At 66.3% G+C, this 23,109-nt stretch carries 20 protein-coding genes and 1 pseudogene; 9 read left to right on the forward strand and 12 right to left on the reverse strand.

The genetic code is table 11. From position 1 onward, the window contains the following. Positions 1 to 29 precede the first annotated feature (29 nt). Positions 30 to 794, forward strand: a complete 765-nt coding sequence (locus NH14_RS05365) for a ParA family protein (protein WP_035535368.1) — start codon at positions 30 to 32, stop codon at positions 792 to 794. Positions 795 to 864: 70 nt separating this feature from the next. On the opposite strand, the gene NH14_RS05370 is transcribed toward NH14_RS05365, so the two are convergent. The 7 genes from NH14_RS05370 to NH14_RS05400 form a co-directional block, all read right to left on the reverse strand. Continuing rightward, positions 865 to 2,502 (reverse strand): AMP-binding protein, encoded by a 1,638-nt coding sequence (locus NH14_RS05370; protein ID WP_035535364.1) that lies wholly within the window; start codon positions 2,500 to 2,502, stop codon positions 865 to 867. Positions 2,503 to 2,569: 67 nt separating this feature from the next. Beyond that, the gene (locus NH14_RS05375; RefSeq protein WP_168727131.1) at positions 2,570 to 2,986 is read right to left on the reverse strand and encodes a RidA family protein; all 417 of its coding nucleotides are present in this window, start codon (positions 2,984 to 2,986) and stop codon (positions 2,570 to 2,572) included. Further along, on the reverse strand, positions 2,983 to 4,176 hold the full coding sequence (locus NH14_RS05380; protein ID WP_035529175.1) for an acyl-CoA dehydrogenase family protein: 1,194 nt from the start codon (positions 4,174 to 4,176) through the stop codon (positions 2,983 to 2,985). Before NH14_RS05380 ends, NH14_RS05375 begins: the two co-directional genes overlap by 4 nt. Before the next feature lie 16 nt (positions 4,177 to 4,192). Beyond that, entirely contained in the window at positions 4,193 to 5,050 is an 858-nt protein-coding gene (locus NH14_RS05385) for an enoyl-CoA hydratase family protein (protein WP_035528841.1), read from the reverse strand. A gap of 29 nt (positions 5,051 to 5,079) precedes the next feature. Next, positions 5,080 to 5,613, reverse strand: a complete 534-nt coding sequence (locus NH14_RS05390) for a MarR family winged helix-turn-helix transcriptional regulator (protein ID WP_035528842.1) — start codon at positions 5,611 to 5,613, stop codon at positions 5,080 to 5,082. Next, entirely contained in the window at positions 5,610 to 6,395 is a 786-nt protein-coding gene (locus NH14_RS05395) for an SDR family NAD(P)-dependent oxidoreductase (protein WP_035528844.1), read from the reverse strand. Before NH14_RS05395 ends, NH14_RS05390 begins: the two co-directional genes overlap by 4 nt. Then, entirely contained in the window at positions 6,392 to 8,776 is a 2,385-nt protein-coding gene (locus NH14_RS05400) for a bifunctional salicylyl-CoA 5-hydroxylase/oxidoreductase (protein WP_035528845.1), read from the reverse strand. The genes NH14_RS05395 and NH14_RS05400 overlap by 4 nt, the downstream gene beginning before the upstream one ends. Before the next feature lie 381 nt (positions 8,777 to 9,157). On the opposite strand from NH14_RS05400, the pseudogene opgC reads away from it, so the two are divergent. Continuing rightward, positions 9,158 to 9,815 (forward strand): annotated as a pseudogene (gene opgC, locus NH14_RS33385) (OpgC domain-containing protein). A 44-nt stretch (positions 9,816 to 9,859) separates the two neighbouring features. On the opposite strand, the gene NH14_RS05415 reads toward opgC, so the two are convergent. Continuing rightward, on the reverse strand, positions 9,860 to 10,672 hold the full coding sequence (locus NH14_RS05415; protein ID WP_152617184.1) for an SDR family oxidoreductase: 813 nt from the start codon (positions 10,670 to 10,672) through the stop codon (positions 9,860 to 9,862). Positions 10,673 to 10,843: 171 nt separating this feature from the next. On the opposite strand from NH14_RS05415, the gene NH14_RS33995 reads away from it, so the two are divergent. Further along, entirely contained in the window at positions 10,844 to 11,884 is a 1,041-nt protein-coding gene (locus tag NH14_RS33995; protein WP_035528846.1) for a ProQ/FINO family protein, read from the forward strand. A gap of 95 nt (positions 11,885 to 11,979) precedes the next feature. Here NH14_RS33995 and NH14_RS05425 read toward each other — a convergent pair whose 3' ends face one another. The 4 genes from NH14_RS05425 to NH14_RS05440 form a co-directional block, all read right to left on the reverse strand. Beyond that, entirely contained in the window at positions 11,980 to 12,729 is a 750-nt protein-coding gene (locus NH14_RS05425; RefSeq protein ID WP_084225611.1) for a transglycosylase SLT domain-containing protein, read from the reverse strand. A gap of 146 nt (positions 12,730 to 12,875) precedes the next feature. Beyond that, entirely contained in the window at positions 12,876 to 13,772 is an 897-nt protein-coding gene (locus NH14_RS05430; protein ID WP_035528849.1) for a fructose bisphosphate aldolase, read from the reverse strand. 243 nt (positions 13,773 to 14,015) lie between these two features. Beyond that, positions 14,016 to 15,347 carry a type II toxin-antitoxin system HipA family toxin gene (locus tag NH14_RS05435; protein WP_035528852.1) on the reverse strand — a complete coding sequence of 444 codons (1,332 nt, stop codon included), beginning with the start codon at positions 15,345 to 15,347 and terminating at the stop codon, positions 14,016 to 14,018. Then, the gene (locus NH14_RS05440) at positions 15,347 to 15,583 is read right to left on the reverse strand and encodes a helix-turn-helix domain-containing protein (protein WP_052148182.1); all 237 of its coding nucleotides are present in this window, start codon (positions 15,581 to 15,583) and stop codon (positions 15,347 to 15,349) included. The genes NH14_RS05435 and NH14_RS05440 overlap by 1 nt, the downstream gene beginning before the upstream one ends. 382 nt (positions 15,584 to 15,965) lie before the next feature. Between NH14_RS05440 and NH14_RS05445 the strand changes: the two genes are divergently transcribed. The 6 genes from NH14_RS05445 to NH14_RS05470 all read left to right on the forward strand — a co-directional run bounded on the left by NH14_RS05445 (position 15,966) and on the right by NH14_RS05470 (position 23,073). Then, positions 15,966 to 17,126, forward strand: coding sequence for a PAS domain-containing sensor histidine kinase (locus NH14_RS05445; protein ID WP_084225613.1), 1,161 nt, complete (start codon positions 15,966 to 15,968; stop codon positions 17,124 to 17,126). Beyond that, positions 17,111 to 17,758, forward strand: coding sequence for a response regulator (locus tag NH14_RS05450; RefSeq protein WP_035528865.1), 648 nt, complete (start codon positions 17,111 to 17,113; stop codon positions 17,756 to 17,758). Before NH14_RS05445 ends, NH14_RS05450 begins: the two co-directional genes overlap by 16 nt. A 211-nt stretch (positions 17,759 to 17,969) precedes the next feature. Beyond that, complete coding sequence (locus NH14_RS05455; protein ID WP_176329249.1) at positions 17,970 to 19,238, forward strand: amidohydrolase family protein; 1,269 nt, start codon at positions 17,970 to 17,972, stop codon at positions 19,236 to 19,238. Between the two features lie 46 nt (positions 19,239 to 19,284). Then, positions 19,285 to 19,821 carry a DUF1097 domain-containing protein gene (locus NH14_RS05460; RefSeq protein ID WP_035528866.1) on the forward strand — a complete coding sequence of 179 codons (537 nt, stop codon included), beginning with the start codon at positions 19,285 to 19,287 and terminating at the stop codon, positions 19,819 to 19,821. Between the two features lie 249 nt (positions 19,822 to 20,070). Next, the gene (locus tag NH14_RS05465; protein ID WP_237179556.1) at positions 20,071 to 21,651 is read left to right on the forward strand and encodes a gamma-glutamyltransferase family protein; all 1,581 of its coding nucleotides are present in this window, start codon (positions 20,071 to 20,073) and stop codon (positions 21,649 to 21,651) included. Between the two features lie 168 nt (positions 21,652 to 21,819). Next, entirely contained in the window at positions 21,820 to 23,073 is a 1,254-nt protein-coding gene (locus NH14_RS05470; protein ID WP_052148167.1) for an amidohydrolase family protein, read from the forward strand. Positions 23,074 to 23,109 lie beyond the last annotated feature (36 nt).

The raw sequence follows: 23,109 nt of genomic DNA on the forward strand, positions 1-23,109 counted from the left end.
TATTAGAAATTTCCATTCGAGAGACGAGCATGCGGCGTGTCGTATTCAATCAGAAAGGTGGCGTAGGGAAGTCGACGATCGTTTGCAATCTTGCTGCAATTAGCGCCAGCGAAGGGCTGAGAACGCTGGTCATCGATCTGGACGCGCAGGCGAATTCAACCCAGTACCTGCTGGGCGCGCAAGCAGGCGAGGCGCGCTCCACCGTCGCGAGCTTCTTTGAAACCGCGTTGACGTTCAGCTTCAAACCCGTGGACGTGACGTCGTTCATTCATCCGACGCCGTTTGAAAATCTCGACATCATGCCTGGTCATGCCGACCTGGATACGCTGCACGGCAAACTGGAATCGCGCTACAAGATCTACAAGCTGCGCGATGCGCTCAACGAGCTCGACATGTATGACGCGGTTTATATCGACACGCCGCCGGCATTGAACTTCTACACCCGCGCCGCGCTGATCGCCGTCGAGCGTTGCCTCATTCCGTTCGACTGCGACGACTTCTCCCGGCGCGCGCTTTACACGCTGCTCGAAAACGTGAAGGAGATCCAGCAGGATCACAACGCCGCGCTGGAGGTGGAGGGTATCGTCATCAACCAGTTTCAGCCGCGTGCAAGCCTGCCTCAGAAACTGGTCGACGAGCTGATCGGCGAGGGCTTGCCGGTGCTGGCTTCGCGGCTGTCCTCATCCGTGAAGATCCGCGAATCGCATCAGCAGGCGACTCCCGTGGTTCACCTCGACCCAGGACACAAGCTCTCGCGCGAATATCGGGCCTTGCATCAGGAACTGACGCAATAGCGGTGCTGCGCGGGGGCCGCCGCGTCCACACAGCGGACCTCGCCCGACGCTTCGCCGGGGTTCGGCGCACTCACATGGTCTTCAACACCGAGCGCTTGAGCTTGCCGGTTTCGGTTCGCGGCAGCGCATCGATGAACGCGATGAGGCGCGGGTACTTGTAGGCCGCCACCGCGTTTTTCACAAAGGCCTGCAACTCGGCCACCATGGCGTCGTTGCCCTCGAAGCCCGGGCGCAGCACCACGAAGGCCTTCACCACCTGGCCGCGCAATTCGTCGGGCACGCCGATCACGCCGCATTCCACCACGGCGGGATGCTGCATCAGCACGGTCTCGACCTCGGGGCCCGCGATGTTGTATCCCGACGAGACGATCATGTCGTCCGCTCGCGCCTGGTAGAACACGTAGCCGTCGGCGTCGATAGTGACGGCGTCGCCCGGCAAATTCCAGCGGTCGCGCACGAACTTCTTCTGCCGCTCGTCGGCCAGATAGCGGCAGCCAGTGGGCCCGCGCACCGCGAGATTGCCGGTGACGCCGGGCGGCACCGGTTGCATGTCGTCGTCGAGCGCCTGCACCACATAGCCCGGCACCGCGCGCCCGATCGAGCCGGGCCGCACGTCGCCGCCCGCCGAGGAAATGAAAATGTGGATCATCTCGGTGCCGCCAATGCCGTCGATCATTTCGATGCCGGTTACTTCGCGCCACAAGTCGCGCGTCGCCTGCGGCAGCGCCTCGCCCGCGGATACGGTCTGGCGCAAGGTCGATATGTCGTAGTCCTTCACGAGCGGCGCCATCTGCCGGTAGAAGGTAGGCGCGGTAAATACGGTGGTCGCGCGAAAGCGCTCGATGGTTTGCAACAGCAGCGCGGGCGTGAGCTTTTCGATCAGCACGGTCGAGGCCCCCACGCGCAGCGGGAAGCAGAGCAGGCCGCCCAGCCCGAACGTGAACGCTAGCGGCGGCGTGCCGCAAAACACGTCGTCCGCGGTGGGCTTGAGCACGTGGCGCGGGAACAGGTCGCACATCGCAATCACGTCGCGGTGGAACTGCATGCAGCCCTTCGGCGTGCCCGTGGTGCCGCTCGTGAACGCGATCAGGCAGACGTCGTCGCTGGCCGTGTCGCATGCGGTGAATTCGGCCGGCTTGGCGGCTGCGAGACTTTCGAGGCTGCCGGGCGCGTCGTCGTGGAAGTAGCGCACTTGCGCGAGATTTGCGCAGAAGAATTCGTCGTCGGACTGGGTGCAGCGCGCGAGTTCGTCGGCGAGACGCACGTCGCACAGCGCCGCGCTCACGCTCGCCTTGTCGATGATCTGCTTGAGTTCCTTCGCGCGCAGCAGCGGCATGGTGGGCACCACCACGAGCCCGGCCTTCAACGATGCCAGCAGCGCAACGGCCATCTGCAGCGTATTGGGGCCGCGCAGCAGCACGCGATTGCCGGGCTTCAGGCCCATGTCCTCCACCAGCACGTGGGCGCTGCGGTCCACGCGTTCGCGCAATTGCGCATAGGTGGTCGCTTGCGGCTTGCCGTCGACTTCGGACCAGATGGCCGGGCGCGCGCCATGCCCGGCCTCGATGGCGCGGTCCAGCAACTCGGCCGCGCAGTTCAGACGCGCGGGGTAAGCGACGTCGGGATTGTCGAGAAGCAACGCGGGCCACTGCGATTCGGGCGGCAGGTTATCGCGTGCAAAGGTATCGACGTGAGCGGTCGGTTGCATGATGATCTCCGGCTTGGCTGCGCACAGCCTTGTAGGGGGTTCTGTTGCCTGGCTCTTATTGGCTCGCTTATTGGCTGGATAAGCGGGCGTCGTCGGGAATCACGGCCGTGGCCTCGATTTCCACCTTCGCCTCGTCCTCCATGAGCGCGACCACCTGGATGGCGCTCATGGCGATGTCGTAGTCGCCGATCAGCTCGCGAAACGCCGCGCCAATCTCCTTGAGCGATGCCATGTACTCCTTTTTGTCGGTGACGTACCAGGTCATGCGCACCAGATGCTCGGGTTTGCCGCCCGCTGCGTCGAGCACGGCCACGATGTTGCGCAGCGCCTGCACGGCTTGCGCGCCGAACTCGCGGCTCGTGAAGCGCGCGTTCTCGTCCCAGCCGATCTGGCCGGCGATATAGACCTGGGTGCCCACGGCGGCGACGCCGTTGGCATAACCGCGCGGCTTGACCCAGCCTGCGGGAAGAAGGGCTTTTTTCATGAATGTTCCGTGTGATAGGCCTTGAGCAGGTCGCGTCCGACAATCAGTTGCTGAACCTCGGTCGCGCCTTCGTAAATGCGCAGCGAGCGAATCTCGCGGTAGAGCGATTCGACGATGTTGCCGCTTTGCACACCCATGCCGCCCCAGAGCTGCACGGCCGCGTCGATCACCTGTTGCGCGCCTTCGCTCGCATGCCACTTCGCCATGGCGGCTTCGCGCGTGACGCTCACGCCCTGGTCGCGCAGCCACGCGGCGCGATAGACGAGCAGGGCGCTGCTGTCGATGGTGAGCGCCATCTGCGCGAGCTTTGCCTGGGTCAGCTGAAAATCGCCTAGCGTGTGGCCGAACATCTGGCGCGACGCGGCGCGCGCGAGGCCTTCGTCCATCGCGCGGCGCGCAAAGCCGAGCGACGCGGCGGCCACCGAGGTGCGGAAGATGTCGAGCGTGCGCATGGCGATCTTGAAGCCTTCGCCCGGCGCGCCCAGCATCTGGCTTTTGTTCACGCGCGCGCCGGCGAAGCGCAGGCGCGCGAGCGGATGCGGCGCGATCACGTCGATGCGCTCGGCAATTTCGAGCCCCGGCGTGTCGGCGTCCACGATGAACGCGCTGATGCCGCGCGCGCCCGGCGCTTCGCCGGTGCGTGCGAACACCACATAGAAGTCGGCGATGCCGCCGTTCGAGATCCACGTCTTCTCGCCGTCGAGCACGTAGTCGTGCCCATCGGCGCGCGCGGCCAGCGCCATCGCGGCAACGTCGGAGCCCGCGTTCGGCTCGGAGAGCGCGAACGCGGCGAGCGCTTCGCCGCTCGCGACGCGCGGCAGGTAGCGCGACTTCTGCGCGTCAGTGCCCGCGAGCGAGATCGCGCCCGAGCCGAGGCCCTGCATCGCGAGCGCGAAGTCGGCGAGGCCCGAATGCTTCGCGAGCGTTTCGCGCAGCAGGCACACGGCGCGCGTGTCGATGGTGTCGCCGTGGCCGCCCCAGGCGCTGCCGCCCACGCCGTAGCGCAGCCAGCCCGCCGCGCCGAGCTTGCGCACGAGCGCGCGGCATGTGTCGTCGACGTTATCGTGCGGCACATGTGCGAGATGCACGCGCGCCCATTCCTCGACGCCGGTCGCGAGCGCGCGGTGGTGGTCTTCGAAGAACGGCCACGCGAGCGCGCCATGCAAATTCTGTTCAGCCGCTGCGCTCAGTTGCGTATTCACTGTCTTAATCTCCCTTGAAAACCGGGCGCGTCTTCGCCGCGAAGGCGTCATACGCACGGCCGAAATCGCGCGTCGCCATGCAGATCGCCTGCGCCTGCGCTTCCGACTCGATGGCTTCATCGATGCTCATGGTCCATTCCTGGTGCAGCATCGTCTTGGTGATGCCGTGCGCGAAGGTCGGGCCCGCCGCGAGATCGGCTGCGAGCTTTTGCGCCTCGGCGAGCAGCGCTTCCGGTTCGCACAGCCGGTTATAGAAGCCCCATGCGTGGCCTTCCTCGCCGCTTGCGGAGCGTCCGGTATAGAGCAGTTCGGCCGCGCGGCCCTGGCCGATGATGCGCGGCAGGATTGCGCACGCGCCCATGTCGCAGCCCGCGAGGCCCACGCGCGTGAACAGGAACGCGAGCTTGCTGCGCGCGGTCGCATAGCGCATGTCGGATGCCATCGCGAGGATCGCGCCCGCGCCCGCGCACACGCCGTCCACCGCGGCGATGATCGGCTGCGGGCAATGGCGCATGGCCCTAACGAGGTCGCCGGTCATGCGCGTGAACATCAGCAGTTCGGGCATCGGCAAGTCGATGAGCGGCGCGATGATGTCGTGCACGTCGCCGCCCGAGCAGAAGTTCTCGCCCGCGCCGTGCAGCACGACGGTTTTCACATCGGTGGCGTAGGCAAGTTGACGGAACAGGTCGCGCAATTCCGCATACGATTCGAACGTGAGCGGATTCTTGCGCTCGGGGCGGTTCAGCGTGATGGTCGCCACGCGGCCCTCGACCGACCAGCCGAAGTGCTTCGCCTCGTAGCTGGCCAGCGTCACGCGGTTGCCCGCGAACAGCGCGTCCGCGCTGGAGCGTTCTGTCGTCAAGGTATGTCTCCTTTAGCTTGGGGGCGCGCTCAGCCTTCGAGGCTGTCGCGCAGATGTTGCTTGAGCTTGCCGAGGCGCTCGTGCATCTTCGACTTCTCGTCGAGCGAGAGGCCGCCGAACATTTCCACCACCCACTGCTCGTGCGCGGCCGCCATGCGGTCGAACGCGGCGCGGCCTTCGGGCGTGAGGCGCACGGCAATCGAGCGGCGGTCCTCGGGGTCGGCGTCGCGCACCACGAGGCCTTCCTTTTCCAGTTGATCGGTGATGCCGGTGACGTTGCCGCCCGTGACCATCAGGCGGCGCGACAGCTCGGTCATCCGGAGTCCTTCGGGATGGCGTTCGAGCTGCGCCATCAAGTCGAAGCGCGGCAGCGTGGTGTCGAATTCGCTGCGCAGGCGGCGGCGCAACTCGGCTTGCACGAGGTTGGTCGTGGTGAGCAGGCGCAGCCACAGGCGCAGGCCCATGTGGCTGTCGGCGCCGGTGCTCATCTCCATGTCGACAACGTTTTCCGCGGGGTTGGCGACGCCCTTGCGCGTCTTCTGCTTCGGCACGGGCGATGTCATGTGATTTCTCCACCGGAAACGGATATCGATTGCCCGGTGATCGCGGACGACCCGGGCGCGCACAGCCACAGCACCGCGTTGGCGACTTCCTCCGGTTGAACGAAGCGCTGCTGCGGGTTGTGGCGCACGAGGATGCTACGCGCCTCGGCCTCGCTGCGCGAGGTCTTGCGCGTGATCTGGTCGAGCGAGGCCTGCAGCAGTTCCGTTTCCGTATAGCCGGGGCATACCGCGTTCACGGTCACGCCCTGCGTGGCCGTTTCGAGCGCGAGCGCGCGCGTCATGCCGATCACGCCGTGCTTCGACGCGCAATACGCGGCCACATACGGATAACCGACCTGGCCCGCCGTGCTCGCCACGTTGACGATGCGGCCGCTCTTGCGCGCGAGCATGGCCGGCAGCACGGCGCGCGTGCAGAGGAACACGCCGGTGAGGTTCACGTCGAGCATGCGCTTCCAGAGATCGAGCCCGGTTTGCGCGAACGGCGAAGCCGTGGCCTGGCCCGCGTTGTTCACGAGGATGTCGATCGCGCCAAGGCCTTCGGCGGCGCGCGCGAACGCGTCGTTCACGGCGTGTTCGTCGGTTACGTCGACGCTCACGCAGGCGACGCGCGCGCCGCCCCCCAACGCTTCGCGTTGCGCTTCGAGCTTCGCCGCGTCGCGGCCCATCAGCGTGACGCGCGCGCCCGCATGCAGCAGCGCGGCGGCCGTCGCCGCGCCGATGCCGCTGCCGCCGCCCGTCACGACGGCGTGGCGATCCTTCAACGTTTCGTCGCTCATGCTCATACCGTGCCTTCCGCGCGCTGGGCGCGTTCGAGCGGGGAGAGCCCCGCAACTGCGGCCGCCGCCGCGCGTTCGCGCTCGATATTGCGTTCGAGCTGGGTCTTTGCCGCCGCGTACTGATTCGGCCACTTCACATCGAAGTAGCCAATCTTCGCGGCCTCGTTGAGCGTCCACGCCGGATTCGCGAGATGCGGGCGCGCCACCGCGCAAAGATCGGCGCGACCCGCCGCGATGATGCCGTTCACGTGATCGGCCTCCGAGATCGCGCCCACGGCGATGGTCGCGATGCCGGCTTCGTTGCGGATGCGGTCCGCGAACGGCGTCTGGAACATGCGGCCATACACGGGCTTTTCTTCCTTGCTGACCTGACCCGACGAAACGTCGATCATGTCCGCGCCAGCTGCCTTGAAGGCACGTGCGATCTGCACGGCGTCGTCGGGCGTGATGCCGCCTTCGACCCAGTCGTGCGCGGAAATACGCACGGAAATGGGCTTGTCGTCGGGCCACACGGCGCGGATCGACTTGAACACTTCGAGCGGATAGCGCAGGCGATTTTCGAGCGAGCCGCCATATTCGTCGGTACGCTGGTTCGTGAGCGGCGAAAGGAAGCTCGACAGGAAATAGCCGTGCGCGCAGTGCAGTTCGAGCCAGTCGAAGCCGGCCTCGGCGGCCATCTGCGTGGAGCGCACGAATTGCGCCTCGATTTCCTGCAATTCTTCGAGGCTGGCCGCGTGCGAATGCTGGCTCACGCCGCGCAGATATTGCTGTGGCGACGCGGAAACGAGCGGCCAGTTGCCCTCGTCGAGCGGCTGGTCGATGCCTTCCCATGCCACCCGCGTCGAGCCCTTGGCGCCCGAGTGACCGAGCTGGATGCCGATCTTCGCATCGGAGTTCGCGTGCACGAAATCGACGATGCGCCGCCACGCCTGCAGATGCTCGGGCGCATACATGCCGGGGCAGGCGGGCGTGATGCGCGCTTCGGGCGACACGCAGGTCATCTCGGTCATCACGAGCGCCGCGCCGCCCATTGCGCGCGCGCCCAGATGCATCAGGTGATAGTCGCCGGCCACGCCGTCGCGAGCGGAGTACTGCGCCATCGGCGAGACCACCACGCGATTCTTGAGCGTGACGCCGCGCACCTTGAACGGCGTGAACATCGGCGGCGCGGCGCGCTGGCCGGCGGCCGCGCGCGCCTGCACGTCCACGCCCGCGCGCGCCGCGAGCCACGACTCGAAGCCGCCGAGGTAATGCGCGTCGCGCTCGCGCAAGTTTTCGTGCGAGATGCGCTGCGAGCGCGTGAGCAGCGAATACGCGAACTGCTCGGGCTCGAACTTCGCGTAGCGGTCCACGTGCTCGAACCACTCCGTCGAATTGCGCGCAGCGTTCTGGATGCGCAGCACGTCCACGCTGCGCACGCTCGTGTAGTGATGGAGCGCGGCGCGCAGGTCGCCCGGATGCGCCTCCATGCTGTTGGCGAGTTCGATGGCGTCTTCGAGCGCGAGCTTGGTGCCCGAGCCGATCGAAAAGTGCGCGGTATGCGCCGCATCGCCCATCAGCACGACCGGCGTTTGCTTGCCGTTCGCGCCGGTCTTCCAGTGCACCCACTCGCGGCTCACCACGCGCGGGAAGCGGATCCATTGCGACGAGCCGCGCAGATGCGCCGCGTTCGAGCGCAGGGCATGGCCGTCGAGATAGCGCGCGAACAGCTTCTCGCAGAACGCGATGCTGTCTTCCTTGCTCATTTCGTCGAGGCCCGCGGCCTTCCATACATGCTCGGGCGTTTCGACGATGAACGTCGAGGTGCTGTCGTCGAAGCGGTAGGCGTGCGCCTGGAACCAGCCGAATTCGGTTTCTTCGAAAGCAAACGTGAAGGCGTCGAACAGCTTCGAGGTGCCGAGCCACACGAAGCGGCAATCGCGCAGATCGATGTCGGGCTGATAGGTGGCCGCGTACTTCTGGCGCGTGGCGCTGTTCAGGCCGTCGGCGGCGATGATGAGGTCGGCGTCCTGCACGTCGTCGTCGCTCATCTGGGCCTCGAAGACGAGCTTCACGCCAAGCTGCTCGCAGCGCGCTTGCAGGATGTTCAGCAGACGCTTGCGGCCGATGCCGCAGAAGCCGTGGCCCGAAGAACGAATCGAGCGCCCGCGGAAATGGATCTCGATGTCGTCCCAGTGGTTGAACGCGTCGAGGATCTCGTCCGCGCTTTCCGGATCGGCCGCGCGCAGATTGCCGAGCGTTTGATCTGAAAACACCACGCCCCAGCCGAACGTGTCGTACGGGCGGTTCCGCTCGATCACCGTGATCTCGTAGTCCGGATGACGACGCTTCATCAAAAGGCCGAAATAGAGTCCGGCTGGCCCGCCACCGATACAAACGATTCGCATGTTCGCTCCCTTGGTCAGTCTGCAACGGCAGAGTAGGCCGAATTACTTTAGGTGTCAAGTAATTGTGCTGGGTACCGGGAAAGCCCTGGCGTGGGCGGCCAAGAGCGGAACCAGCAGGCGCGCAGCGGACCATGCGATGCTGGAGTTATGCTGGTGGCCGACGTGGTGTGTCGAGCTGGCATTGAATTCGCTTGGCATTGTGATTGGTAGCAGCCGCAGCGCCGAGCCGTTACGAAACCCTTTCACGCACGCGCCGCCATCTAACGCTGCGCAAATGATCAGCCATCCTGATGAAATTGCAAACCCACTCCGATCGGGAGCCTGGATTGATGAGTCAGACATCGAAGCGATCGATCGAGATCGACTTTTTCCAATGTCGCGGTGTTTCGCGATCAACCGTATCTGGCCGGGGTTCTGCCGCTCTATGTGATTCTCGTGCTCGCGCTGCCCGCGATCATGCCGCTCGCGCGGCGCGCGCCCGACGTCGCGCTGCTGAGCAGCTTCGGCATCTGGCTGGGCGGCTGCTGGCTCGTGCGTTATCTGCCCGCCGTGCCAGGCTCGAACTGGCCATTCAACCCGTTCGCGTGGCAGGCGATGTTCATGCTCGGCCTGCTGTGCCGGCTCTATCCCGTTTCGGCGGCGTTTCAGATTTCGCGCGTGGGCCGCACGCTCACGGTGCTCGCGTGCGCGCTCGTCGTGCTGTTCGCCGCGATGAAGCTGTTCGTCGACCTCGAACCGCAGCCGGGCTACATGAAGCAGAACCTCGCGAGCCTGCGTATCGTGAGCTTTGGCGCGGTGGCCTGGCTGGCTCGCGCGGCGCTTGCCAGGTGTGGTCACCGTGGGACAGCAGGGGCTCGTGTGCTTCGTCGGCGGCGCGCTCGTGTCGAATGCGATCGATACGCTGCTGCGGGCAACGCATGTGAACGCTTTGTGGCCCGCGCGGCTCGCGGGCGATCTGCTCGCGATCGGCGCGCTGCTGGTGCTGGCCGGCGGCGCGCGGCGATGGAAGGGGGAGCGGGCGCGCGTGGCTCTCACGTAAAGACGCAGCACGCCCGCATGAGCGGCGCGCGAGATCGACTTCTTTCAGCCCCTGGCGAGTTCGCGCACGTCGGCGGTCGGCGTTGCGCCGAACGCATCGCTCAGCGCGTAATCGATCAATTGCCGCGCCGCCTGTTCCGGCGAAGCGAGCTGGCCGCCTTCCTTCAGTTGCTCGAAGCGCTCGCGCAGCGGGAACTTCTCGTCGCTGGTCGCGCGGATGGTCGCCTGCATGGCGGTGTCCACCACCCCCGGCGCAACGCTGCAGATGCGCACGTTGGGCCGCGCGTCTTGCACCACCGCGCGCGCGTGATGGTCGAGCGCCGCCTTGGTCGCGCAATAAATGCTCCAGCCCGCGTAGGCGTTGCGCGCCGCGCCGCTCGAAATGTGCACGATGCGGCGGTCCTGCGCGTCGCCCGAGGCTTCGCTCGATGCCAGCGCGTTGGCGAGCATCAGCGGCGCCGCAACGTTGAGCGTGATCGCGCGAGCGATGGCGCCCGCGTCCTGGGCGCCGAGCGGCGCGATCGGCTCGACGGTGCCCGCATTGTTGAACAGCAGCACGCACTGCGCGCCGTGCGCGAACTGGCGCAGCGCGCCGCTCGCGAGCCAGCGTTCGAGCGCGGCGCAATCGCCAAGCTCGAGCGCGGCTTGCTGGAATTGCGCCTTGGACGCCGATGGTTCGCGCGCGGCCAGCGTGGGATGCGCGCTGCGGCCGAGACCGAGCACATCGATCTGGCGCGCCAGCAGCAGTTCTGCGAGGGCGGCGCCAAGTCCACGGGAATGGCCGGTCACGATGGCGCGGACGGGTGAGGAAGTCATGGTGGGAGCGGTCATGGTCAGCAGGAAAAGCGCGATGCGCATGGGCTGTGCCGGCATCGCGCGGGAGGTATTTCGGGGCTTCGCGTCAACCGGACTGGTCGCGCCGGACGGTCGTGCAAGCCGGTCCAAAACCGGGATCTGGCGTGCCGGAACAAAACAGGCCGCGCGAATTCGGTATCATAGCGTCCGATCCAATAAGGAAGAGATCTGGACGTGAAAGCCGCATCGCAACAACGCCGTACCCTGAGCTTCAAAGACGGGCTTCTGGAAATCAAGAAGAGCATGGGCCTGGGTACCGGACAGCCTACCGAAGAACAGGCGCAGTCGCCGCAAGGCCGGCACGCGTCCAAAGGAAACCGGGCGGGCGCAAAGTCCGAGCCGCAGAACGGCGCCCAGGGGCAACGGCGCGCCCAGGGCGCGCCCGGCCACAAGGGTCATAACGGCCCCAAAGGTCCGCAGGGCGCTCAAGGCCACAAAGGCCCCCGCTCCGGCGGCGGCGCAGGCGAAGGGCGCGCGCGTCCCCAGCAGCAGCGCAGCCAGGCGCAGGGCAAGCCGGCTGGCGAGGGTGCCGGGGCGGCCGAAAAGGGTCATGAAGCGCGGGGGCAGCAGTCCCGCCCGGCGCGCGGCCCGCGCGGTCCGCACGATGGCGAGCGCGGCGGCCAGCGCCAGCGACCGGCGCGCCAGCAGCAGTCGATGGCCAATCTGAGCGAGGCCGAAAAGGCGCGCATCGAACGCAATCGCCAGCTCAACGCGGTCTGGAACGTGTTCGCGAAGCACTATCCGGCATTCCGCGAGCGCTTGCCGCTGAAGATCGGCGTGGTCGAGGACCTCGTCGCGCGCCATCCCGATTACGAGCGCACGCTGATCGTCGCCGTGCTCAAGCGCCACGTGAATCATCCGCGCTATCACGAGCGCGTGGCCGTTGGCGGCTCGCGTTACGAGCTGGACGGCAGCGTGTCCGAAGGCCCCGGCATCGACCCGTCGCATGTCGGCCGCGCCAAGGCGGCGCTCGCGCATCAGAAGGCCAAGGCCGAGGCGCGCGCCAAGGAGCAGGAAAACGCGCAGCAAGCGGCGCAAGCCGGGCAGGCTGCTGCAGCGCCTGCGGCAGCCGATGCGGGCACGCCCGCGCAGGATCCCGCAGCGGCCGCGCCGCAACCAGCAGTTGAAGCGGCTGAACCGGCACAGGCGCAAGCCCCCGAAGCGGCCGGCGAAACGCCTGAAAGCAACGGCGAAGCACCCGCGACACATAGCTGAACGACAACGCATCGAGCGCCCAGCCCCGGCATTGCCGGCGCTGGGCGCTCGATGCGTACTACCCCGGAATATCGATTCTCAGCGCGGCTGAATCTTCAGCGTTCACGCGAGCGCGCGTTGTTGCGCGTTTCCAGCACGCCGCGCATGGCCGACGCCTCGGCAACCGGGGCGCTCGCCGCCGCGACGGAGGGGGCGGGCGATGACGCGGAATTTTGCGCTGCCGCTGCCGTTTTCACCGCCGTGGCGGAAGCCGGCGGCAAGCCGCTTGAGGGCACATCGCCGCTCATGTCGGCAGAGAAGGCGTCGCTGAAGGTTGCCGGCGCATCCGTTGCATCAGCACCCGCTTGCGGCGCGCTCGCGGCATTCAGCACGCGGCTGAATTCGGCCGCGCGCACACGAATCTTTTCCGCATAGGCTTTCGAGCCGCCGTAGTTCTTCATCGCCGCGTCGAGATCGCCGCCGGCCGCGCGCTGGTAGCCATAGAGAATCGACGAACCCACATCGATATTGACCTCGGGGTCCGTGAGATCTTTCACGTTGTGCAGCAAACTGCGGTGCGCCGAGGGCACCACCTGCATGAGCCCGGTCGCGTTGTTCGAGCCGCGCGCCTTCTCGCGAAAGCGCGATTCGATCGAGATGATGGCGAGCAGTACCGCGGGCGGCAGCGAGTATTTTTCGGCAGCCGTGGTGACGGCCATCGAGATCTGGGCAGCCTTGTCCTTGGCCAGTCCGAACTTCTGGCTCAGGTAGGTGGGGAGCTTCTTGTCGTCTGCTGGGGGCTGCTGGGCCGCCGCGTATTGCACAAGGCCAGGCAGCATGACGAGCAGGCAGAGTAACCGCCTCATGGCCGGTCCCTTTCGTGATTTCGTGTACAAACAACAGGTGAACGAATGAAAGGCGCACAGTATAGCCGGCCAGAAAGAAACACAGCCGGGGCGTGGCCCGGCTGTGTTTCTCAAAACGCTTCGCGCTGACGGTGCTCAAACAGCGCTCAGACTTTCTCGACAGACGCCTTGTAGATTTCGTCGATGCTCGCGGCAAGCGCGGCATCGAATTGCGCATCGCTCATCTGCCGGGTCAGGTCGTTGATGAGCGCGCGCGAGAAGCTCGCGATCATGCCGTGATTGGCCGCCAGCCGCCGGCACGCGTCGGCGCGCGTATAGCCGCCCGAGAGCGCGACCACGCGCACGACGCGCGGGTGGTCGATGAGCGGCTTGTAGAAGTCGGGTGTGTCGGGGATCGTCAGCTTGATCATGACGTTGCGCGAGGCGGGCAGGGCGTCGAGCCCCTCGAGGAGTTCGTCGCGCAGCAGCGTTTCGGCCTGCGCCTTGTCCGGGGCCTTGATCGACACCTCGGGTTCGAGAATCGGCACGAGGCCGCGTGCGCCGATTTGTTCGCCCACCTCGAACTGCTGCTTCGCGATGGCGGCGATGCCCGCGGGCGACGCATGCTCGATTACCGAGCGCATCTTGGTGCCGAAGATGCCGGCTTTCAATGCACGGTCGAGCAAGGCGTCGAGGCCGGGCATCGGCTTCATGAGCCGCACGCCGTCGGCCTCGGCTTCGAGGCCTTTATCGACCTTGAGGAAGGGCACCACGCCGCGCTCTTCCCAAAGGAATGCGGGCACCGGTTTGCCGTGCGCCTGGCCGTCCATGGTCTGCTCGAAGAGGATCGCGCCGATCACCTTCGCGCCCGTGAAGGCCGGCGCGCTAATGATGCGCACGCGCATCTCATGCATGAGCCGAAACATTTCGGCGTCGCCGCTGTACTCGCTCTCCGGAATGCCGTATTGCCGCAGCGCGCCAGGCGTCGAGCCGCCGCTCTGGTCGAGCGCGGCAATGAATCCCGGCTTGGCGCGCATCTGCTGCAGCATTGTGTCGTTGGCCATGTTCAAACCTCCCGAATCAGGCGCCGGCGCTGCTCGCGCATGGCGCGGTTATTGGGGCCCGGTGGCGGGACCGGCGAGTGGGGCCAGAGTGGAGCCAATCAGGGAGCCCGATTCGGCCCGCACCCGGTCCGGTGAGTGTACTGGCGCAACGCGGCAGCGTCTCGGCCGATGTGTGCGGCAAGCGCCACTCGCGCGCCCGGCGGGTCCGGCTGCCGGAGTAGCAAATTCAGCGCCCGCCCCGGCTCAGGCAGCCTTCAAGACCTTTGCGAGCCTGCGCATGCCCTCGAATATCGACTCGGCCACATCGAGCGGAAAGTCGCCGGGAAGCTGGGCGGCGACTTCGCCGATCACGCGTTCGGTTGCCCCGGCCACCGTTTCCATCATCGCCTCGACCTGCGCGGCGGCGAACCCCACGCGCTGCCCTTGGGCGATCCAGTGGCGCGGCAAGATTTGCGCGATGCGGTAATGCGCGTTGCGCCCGCGCACGGCCATGGCGAGGCTCGCGCGCTGCGCCGCAAGCTGATTGCGCCCGCGCCCGATGATCGGGTGCGCCGAGAGCACGTCGTAAAGCGGCGTGGCGGCGTAGCGGCTGCCCGGCAGATGCGCGATGCTGAAGTTCTTGGCGTGGCCGTCGGTGGCCGCGAGCAGCCAGAACACCAGTTGCGCCAGGAAGAAATGGCGGCAGTCGTCCTCGCGGCGCACGGAGCCGCCGAGCACCGTCATGACGCTCTCGATGCCGGGCCCGCCGTCGGCCTCGTATTTGTGCAGGCCCGGCGTGCCCGTGGCCTGGCACAGATCCTCCTGCGGCAGGCGCACGATCCAGCCGCCATTGCGCGCCATGCGGCGGTCGAAGCGCTCGACCACGAGCGCCTTCGCGTCCTCGAAACGGGCGATCTCGCAGGGCGCGATCGGCAGCCCGAAAGCCGCGACGATCTTCGCGCACAGCCATTCGTTTTCGACCGACGTGCGCATGTCGGCGCGCATGTTGCCGACGAGACCGAGCGGCAGCTTCAGGATGTGCGTGGTGGGCGTGCTGCCCGTGGGCAGCAGCCAGCGATTCTCGTGCCGCAGCAGGGCGGTTTTTTCCTGCGCGCCGGCAATCGAGAGGCGCAGGTCGCCCACGCTCTCGTGCTCGCCGAACGGCGGCACAGCGGTGGTGTCGCGCAGCAGCTGGGCGATGTCGGCCGTCGCGAGCGGCTTGCCTTCGATGGTTTCGAGGCCCGACGGCTCCTCGCCCGCGGGCAGCAGTTGCAGCGCGCCCACGCAGTCGCGCCCAAGCACGGCCAGCAGCTCGAACGGCGTGGTGCCGGCCGTGCGGTAGCGCGCCGCGATGCGGCGCCGGATGCGCTCGCTGTCGGGCAGCAGGTTGTCGAAGTAGTCGGCCACGGCGGCGCCGCGCAACGGCTGGTTGCCCGGCGTGAAGGGCAACGAGAGCGAGAGCGGCCGGCCTTGCTCGTCGTCGCGCCAGGTTTCGAAATACGCGAGGCGCTCCACGCCGCGCACGACCTCCCAGTACCCGACGGGCAGGCCGTTCATCCACAGGTCGAGCCGGCTCGTCTGACGGGCGCGCGCCATTACCAGTCCTCCCGTTTGCGCGGCTTCGCGCCGGGCTTGGGGGCCGCGCTTTGGGCGGCAGCGGGGGCGGACAGGCGCATTTCGACCGCGAACAGCCGCAGGACGCGAAACAGCCGGTCGACGCTCGCGGACTCGGGGTGCGCTTCGAAAGCGGCATAGCTTTGCTGGGAGATGCCGAGGCGCTGCGCGACCTGTTCCTGGGTGAGGCCGGCTTGCTTGCGAAAGCCCAGCAGCATGGGACGCAACTGGCTGACGGTCTTGAGCAAATAGTCCACGCGAGGCTCCTGCTGCGGTGACGTGATAAAGGTCAGTTCACAGTCTATAGGCTGTAAATGTGAAATACAACCTTAAGGCTGTAAATGAAAAATACAGGCTTTAAGTTGTACTTGAAATTTACAGCCTTAAGGCTGTACCGACGCAATACGGGAGACGCCGTCGCAGGCAAGGCGCGGAGATGAATCAGACAAACAAATCATGAATTCCTGCAATCCAGGAATATGCGGGAAAACTAGAGGCGCGTGATCCTGACCGGGTTGATATATTGCATACATTCGGAGCCCGGTCGAGCGCGCTGTGCGTTCCTGCGGGCCTCCATCGTGTCCCTTGCGAGGAGCAGTCGTGGAGAACCATGGCGAATTACACCGGGCCATTCTGAATAACATCCCGGATCAGGCATGGCTGAAGGACACCGAGTCGCGCTACGTCCTCGTCAATGAAGCGTTCATGGAAGCGTGCGGACGCCCCGAGCAGGACATCATCGGCCGCACGCCCGACCAGGTCTGGTCGCCGGAACTGGGCGAGGTGTATCTGGACACCGACCGCACGGTGCTCGAAAGCGGCAAGCGCCGTCGCTACGAGGAACGGCGCCCCGGCCCCAACGGCAAGCTGCTCTGGTTCGACACCGTCAAGATGCCGGTGCGCGGCGCGCACGGGTGCATCGTCGGCACGGTCGGCATCTCGCGCGACATCACCGACTTCAAGCGCACGGAAACGGAGCTGCGCGACTCGCGCTCGCAGTTGCGCGAGCTTTCCGCCTGGCTGCAGTCGGTGCGCGAAACCGAGCGCTCGCGCATTTCGCGCGAGCTGCACGACGAACTCGGCCAGTTGCTGAGTGGGCTGCGGCTCGGCCTGAACTATCTGGAAACCCAGGCGCGCGCGCTGACCTTCGGGCAGATCGATCACATCGGCATGCTCAAAAATCTGGTGGACACCACGATGGATGCCGTGCACCGCATCGCGTCCGATCTGCGCCCGCCGGTGCTGGACGAACTGGGGCTCCACGCGGCGCTCGAATGGCTGTCCGAATCGTTCACGCAGCGCACCGGGCTGCCGTGCGATCTGCGGCTGAACATGACCGAGACGCTGCTTGGCGAGCTCGATGCGGAGCGCAGCATCGCCATCTTCCGCATCGTCCAGGAGTCGCTCACGAATGCGAGCCGCCACGGGCGGGCCTCGCGCGTGGTGGTCGAACTCGACGCACACGACAATCACTGCCACCTCGCGATTGCCGACAACGGCCGCGGCATGGACACCTCGCATGCCGCGAACGGGCCAAGGCTCGGCCTGCTCGGCATGCGCGAACGCGCACTGATGCTGGGCGGGCAACTGGAGGTCACGAGCCGTCCCGGCCACGGCACACGCGTGAGCGTCTGCATTCCGCTGCGCTCGTCAGCGGACAACCCGGCGGCCGATGCCGTGTCGGGCCCGGTTGACCCCCCCGTTACCCGCACCGCCGCAAACGCAGTTGCCAACGACGCGAGCCCATCATGCGCATCATGATCGCCGACGACCACGCGATCATTCGCGACGGTCTGAAACGGATCCTCTCCACGGTGCCCGACATGGAGGTGGCGGCCGAAGCCGTCGACGGCACCGACGTCGTCGAGCAACTGCGCAGCACGGCCATCGACGTACTGCTGCTCGACATGTCGATGCCGGGCAAGAGCGGCATCGCGCTGATCCAGCAGATCAAGGCCAGCCACCCGGCGCTGCCGGTGCTGGTCCTGAGCATGTACCGGGAGTCGCAATACGCTGTTCAGGCGATCCGCGCGGGCGCGGCCGGGTACCTGACCAAGAACGCGGAGTCCGATCAGCTGATAGGCGCAATCCGCAAGGTCGCGCGCGGAGGCACGATCGTCTCGGCGCTCGTAGCCGAGAAGCTGGTCAAGCAGTTGCAGCAGCCCGCCAGCGCGTTTCCACATACGTTTCTGACGCCGCGCGAGTTCCAGATTTTCCAGATGCTCGTCGAGGGCAGCAGCATCAACGACATCGCCCACAGCCTCTCGCTGTCGAGCAAAACCGTCAGCACCCACAAGGCCAACATCCTCGACAAGATGGAAATCCCGTCGACCGCCGGGCTCGTCCATTATGCGATCCAGCACGGCCTCGTCGTCGCCGGCACGGACATCTGACTCCGGCATCTCCTTTGTGCGGCGCGTCTCGGAAAATCCCTGGACCAAAACCAGCCGATCCCGATGCCAGACGCAAGGCCGCACCCCTAATCTGTCTATAACGCGCAAGCCGTTGCGGACCGCCGCCAGGCAGGGCCGCAGCGCCTGAACGAGGTGCCGGGCTGCGACTGCGCACGCTTGCGGCCGACCCATTACGTAAGGAAACCCGATCATGCATGTGGACCTTCTGATCAACAACGTCTGCGTTCGCGACGACGAACCGCCTGTCGACATCGCCATTCGTGACGGGCACATAGTGGCGCTCGAAGCGGGCATCGATGCATCGGCGGACGAAGTCATCGACGCGGGCGGCCGCGCGGCCATTCCGGGGCTGATCGAAGCTCACATGCATCTCGACAAGGCGCTCCTGCACCGCCGTCTGCCGGCCCGCTTCGGCACGCTCGACGAGGCGATTCGCGTGACGGGCGTGCTCAAGAGCAAGCAGGAGCGCAACGACGTGCTCGACCGTTCGCGCCAGGTGCTCGACATGGCGGTGAAGAACGGCACCGTTGCCGTGCGCGCGCATCCCGACGTCGACCTGATTCAAGGCTTGATCGGCGTGGAGACGCTGCTCGAACTGAAAAGCGAATACGAAAACCTGCTCGATCTGCAAATCGTGGCGTTTCCGCAGGAGGGCATTCTGAAGTCCCAGGGCACGCACGAGCTGATGGTCGAAGCATTGCAGATGGGCGCGGACGTCGTGGGTGGCTGCCCATACAACGAACTCAACTGGGCCGACACGCAGCGCCACATCGACATGGTGTTCGAACTCGCGCAGCGCTTCGACGTGCCGGTCGACATGCACGCCGATTTCGCCGACGACACCACCGACCCGCGCTTCGCCGCGATTTCGTACATCGCGCAAAAGACCATCGAAACAGGCTATCAGGGAAGGGTGGCGCTCGGGCACGTCACGAGCCTCGGCGCGCTCGACGAGGAAGCGCTCAAGCCCGTGATCGAGCGCATGCGCGAAGCGGGCATCAGCATCGTGACGCTGCCCGCTACCGACCTCTACCTGGGCGGCCGCAAGGACACGCACAACCAGCGGCGCGGCCTCACGCCCGTCAAGGCCCTGCATAACGCGGGCGTCAACGTGGCCTATTCGTCGAACAACGTGCGCAACGCGTTCACGCCGTTCGGCAAGGCCGACATGCTGCAAATCGGCAACATGCTCGCGCACGTGGCCCAGTTCGGCGTGCCGGAGCACCAGCAGGCGATTCTGGACATGGGCACGCACAACGCCGCGCGCGCGATCGGGATCGAGCACGGCTACGGCATCGCGGTGGGCAAGCAGGCCGATCTCGTCATTCTCGACACTTTCAGGGTAGCCGATGCGCTGCTCGACATCCCGCCGCGGCTGTGGGTCATCAAGCGCGGCCGCATTACGGTGGTCACCACTCACCACTGCGAAATCCACCGTCATTCGTGTTGCTGTGCCTGATGTGAACCGAACCTGCTCGTTCATTCAAAAACTCAAGGAGACAAGCATGAAGAAGCTACCCGCGGAAGTCGTCGCATCAGCCCTTGCAGTCACGACGATACCGATCGCCATGTTGCCGCTGCACTTGCCGCCGTGGGCCATTTTCATCAGCTGGGCCGCGACCTTCGCGATGGGCGGGCCGAGCGCGAAGAACCTCAAGCGCATCTGGCCCACCTTGCCGGTCGGCTCGTTCTTCGCATTCCTGATCGTCCTGTGCTTCGAGCAGGCGTCGCGGCAATTCAGCGGCAACACGCTGCTGCTTGCGCAAATGGCGATTCTCTTCACGCTGAACGGCCTGATGATGTCGCTGGCCCGCCAGTTCGTCATGTTCAACTTCATCCCGGGCATGTTCTTCGGGTTTGCGACGTATTTCGGCACGCTGTTCGGCGGCTTCGGCCCCGTTGCGCACAACCCGTTCATGGCCCTGCTTGCGGCGATTGCGATGAACGCGCTCGGACCGGCCTATGCCTGGGTGAAGGAGCGCTACTCGGCGCCCGAAGTCACCACGCACCGCTGGTGGAAGGGCTGGAAGCCGGAAGTCTGAGGACTGCCTGGAACACACGAAGGGCCGCGGCAGCGCACCGGCTGTCCGCGGCACAAGCGATAAATGCAAAGGGAAAGCACCATGACGCTCGTAGCGCAAGCCCAGGTTGACACCGATACGGACATCGAAGAAACGATGGCGCGGCAGGCGCTGCTCGACGAAAAAGCGGCCCTCGACGTGAGCCTCGAAGTGACCTTCGAAGTGACCCTCGAAGCGAGCGTCGCGCGCACGCCCGGCCCATCGGTCGAAATGCCCCGGCTTGCGCGCTCGTCGCGCGGCATGGTGACGAGTCCGCACGTACTGGCGAGCGAAGCCGGGCGCGAGGTGCTGCGCGCGGGCGGCAACGCGATCGAAGCGGCCATCGCGATTGGCGCGGTGCTGAGCGTGACTTACCCGCACTTCACGGGGCTCGGCGGCGACGCCTTCATGGTGATCAGCGACCGCGAGGGCCATGTACATACACTCTCCGGCATCGGCCAGGCCGCCGCGAAAACGTCCGGCTACACAGGCGCGATTCCGGTGCGCGGGCCCGGCGCAGCGCTGACGACCGGCGCCTCGGTCGCGGTCTGGGACAAGGCTTATTCGCTTAGCAAGGGCGCGTGGGGTGGCAAGCAGAACTGGTCGTCGCTGTTTTCGCGCGCCATCGAATACGCTGCCAACGGCTTTCCCGTAACGCCCTCGCAGCAGTTCTGGCAAACGCTGCGCGCCGGCGAACTCGCGAGTTGGGAGGGCTTCGCGCGAGTCTTCATGCCGCACGGACGCATCCCTCAGGCCGGCGAACAGTTCGTCCAGCGCGAACTGGCGCGCAGCCTCGAGCGCATCGCCACGCACGGCGGCCGCGAATTCTATGAAGGCGAACTGGCGGAGCGGGTTGCCGCCGGCCTGAAGCAGGCAGGCTCGCCGCTCACGCTCGACGACCTGGCCCGCACGACGGCCCGCGAGGAAGTGCCGCTGCGCGTGGGCTATCGCGGCGGCGAACTGCTGGGCCTGCGCCCTCCGACCCAGGGCGTGACCACGCTCGAAATCATGGGCATTCTCGATCGCTTCGATCTCGCCTCGATTCCCGAGAACAGCGCCGACTACTATCACGTCCTCGTCGAAGCCGTGAAACTGGCGTTTCTCGACCGCGACCGCTACGTCGCGGATCCCGATTTCGTCGACGTGCCGGTCGAGCAGATGCTGTCGGCGCAGACACTCGACGCGCATGCGCGCCGTATCCGCATGGGCCACGCGATGCCCTGGCCGCACACGTTCAAGCACGGCGACACCGTGTATATCGGCGCGGCCGACGAGCAGGGCAACAGCGTGAGCATGCTGCAAACCGTGTATTTCGACTGGGGCAGCGGCGTGGTGGCCGGCGACACGGGCATCCTGTGGCACAACCGCGGCGCCTCGTTCAGCCTCGACCCGAAGAGCCCCAATGTGCTGCGCGGCGGCAAGCGGCCGTTCCATACGCTGAACCCCGGCATGTATCTGAAGGCGGGCCGCCCGCACCTGCTGTACGGCACCCAGGGCGCGGACGGGCAACCGCAGACGCTCGCGGCCGTGCTCACGCGCCTGATCGATTACGACATGGACCCGCTCTCGGCGCTCGGCCGCCCGCGCTTTCTGCTCGGCAAGACCTTCTCGGACAGCCGCGACAGCCTCAAGCTCGAAGAGGACGCAGGCGCGCGCGTGTTCGACGAGCTGGCCGCGCGCAGCCACGAGATGAGCCCCATTCCCGCGCAAAGCCAACTGGCCGGGCACCCCGGCGCGATCCGCATCGGCGCGGACGGGCACATGACGGGCGCCCACGATCCGCGCAGCGACGGGCGCGCGCTCGGGCTGTAGAGGTATCGACAAAATGAATGGCGAGCATTTCAACATTTAATTTGTCGATAATACGGGCATCGGATAAGGTGTCGGCATTCACTCCCTGATAGGGCCCCCGCCGCGCAGCGAGCGCCACGCAGACCGCAACGCGTTGAGTGGGTCCTGAATTGCCGAGACAAAGACATCATGTTCGATCGCGTATTCGTCAATGCCGTAGGCGCTGACGGCCAGCCCTTGAATCTCGCTGTACGCGATGGACGCTTTGCCAGCATTTCCAGCCTTGGCGCCGCGCACCCCGAAACCGGCGCCGCCGAAATCGTCGACCTCCAGGGGCACCTCGTGCTGCCGGGTTTCGTCGACGGCCATATCCACCTCGATAAAAGCTTCCTCGGCGACCGCTGGCGTCCGCATCGCGTCGCCGCGACGCTGCGCGAGCGCCTCGCCGACGAAAAAGCCGCGCTCGCAAGCGCCGCGCCGATTGCCCAGCGCGCCGACGCGCTGCTCCGCCAGGCAGCCTCGTTCGGCACCATCGCCATGCGCAGCCATGTGGACGTGGACGCCACGACCGGCCTGACCCACCTTCACGCCGTGATGGAAGCGCGCGAAAAATGGCGCGGCATCATCGACATCGAACTTGTGGCGTTTCCGCAAGCGGGCGTGGTGTCGTGCCCGGGCACCGCTGACGTGCTCGACGCCGCCGCGCAAGAAGGCGTCGACGTGGTTGGGGGCATCGACCCGACCACGCTCGACGGAGACGCCGACGGCCAGCTCGACATCGTCTTCGGCATCGCGCAAAAGCGCGGCGTGAAGATCGATATTCATCTGCACGAAGCCGGCGAACAAGGCATCGAGCAGCTTCACCGCATTGCCGCGCGCACCCGCGCAGCCGGCCTGGAGGGCAGGGTGTCGGTCAGCCACGCCTATGCGCTGGGCGACGTGGACGCGGACGCCGTCGCGCGCATCGCCGACGCGCTGGCCGCCGCCGGCGTATCGATCATGACCAACGCGCCTGGCGACCGCGCCTTCCCGCCAATCCTCCGGTTGCGCGCCGCCGGCGTGCGCGTGTTCAGCGGCAACGACAACATTCAGGACGCCTGGTGGCCGTACGGCAACGGCGACATGCTGCAGCGCGCCATGCTCCTTGGCTATCGCTCCGGGTTCTATACTGACCAGGAACTGCTGGTGGCGCTCGACATGGCGACCGAAGCCGGCGCGGCCGTGATCGGCAAGCGCGACTACGGCCTGAAGGTCGGCAACGAGGCGTCGTTCGTGATCGTCAAGGCGCCGAACGCAGCCGCAGCCGTGGCAGCCGCGCCCGCCGAACGCGTCATCGTACGGAGCGGGCAGTTCTGGGGCGAGAGTGGCGAGAGTGGCGAGAGTGGCAATACGCCCCGCACGAAATTCGAAACCGCGCCGGCTGCATCCGGCCAGCGCGGCTAACTATCCCGAGCGCCCTCGCGCGCGCGATGTCCGCGC

Origin of the sequence: Paraburkholderia sacchari, from assembly GCF_000785435.2 — a bacterium.
Classification (GTDB): domain Bacteria; phylum Pseudomonadota; class Gammaproteobacteria; order Burkholderiales; family Burkholderiaceae; genus Paraburkholderia; species Paraburkholderia sacchari.

Bases quoted from the DNA above. Each gene is read 5' to 3' on its own strand.
- NH14_RS05370 (WP_035535364.1), bottom strand. From the start codon at position 2,502: ATGCAACCGACCGCTCACGTCGATACCTTTGCACGCGATAACCTGCCG.
- NH14_RS05455 (WP_176329249.1), top strand. From the start codon at position 17,970: ATGCATGTGGACCTTCTGATCAACAACGTCTGCGTTCGCGACGACGAA.
- NH14_RS05460 (WP_035528866.1), top strand. From the start codon at position 19,285: ATGAAGAAGCTACCCGCGGAAGTCGTCGCATCAGCCCTTGCAGTCACG.
- NH14_RS05470 (WP_052148167.1), top strand. From the start codon at position 21,820: ATGTTCGATCGCGTATTCGTCAATGCCGTAGGCGCTGACGGCCAGCCC.
- NH14_RS05440 (WP_052148182.1), bottom strand. From the start codon at position 15,583: ATGCTGCTGGGCTTTCGCAAGCAAGCCGGCCTCACCCAGGAACAGGTC.
- NH14_RS05415 (WP_152617184.1), bottom strand. From the start codon at position 10,672: ATGCGCATCGCGCTTTTCCTGCTGACCATGACCGCTCCCACCATGACT.
- NH14_RS05400 (WP_035528845.1), bottom strand. From the start codon at position 8,776: ATGCGAATCGTTTGTATCGGTGGCGGGCCAGCCGGACTCTATTTCGGC.
- NH14_RS05465 (WP_237179556.1), top strand. From the start codon at position 20,071: ATGCCCCGGCTTGCGCGCTCGTCGCGCGGCATGGTGACGAGTCCGCAC.
- NH14_RS05375 (WP_168727131.1), bottom strand. From the start codon at position 2,986: ATGAAAAAAGCCCTTCTTCCCGCAGGCTGGGTCAAGCCGCGCGGTTAT.
- NH14_RS05365 (WP_035535368.1), top strand. From the start codon at position 30: ATGCGGCGTGTCGTATTCAATCAGAAAGGTGGCGTAGGGAAGTCGACG.
- NH14_RS05430 (WP_035528849.1), bottom strand. From the start codon at position 13,772: ATGGCCAACGACACAATGCTGCAGCAGATGCGCGCCAAGCCGGGATTC.
- NH14_RS05395 (WP_035528844.1), bottom strand. From the start codon at position 6,395: ATGAGCATGAGCGACGAAACGTTGAAGGATCGCCACGCCGTCGTGACG.
- NH14_RS05435 (WP_035528852.1), bottom strand. From the start codon at position 15,347: ATGGCGCGCGCCCGTCAGACGAGCCGGCTCGACCTGTGGATGAACGGC.
- NH14_RS05390 (WP_035528842.1), bottom strand. From the start codon at position 5,613: ATGACATCGCCCGTGCCGAAGCAGAAGACGCGCAAGGGCGTCGCCAAC.
- NH14_RS05425 (WP_084225611.1), bottom strand. From the start codon at position 12,729: ATGAGGCGGTTACTCTGCCTGCTCGTCATGCTGCCTGGCCTTGTGCAA.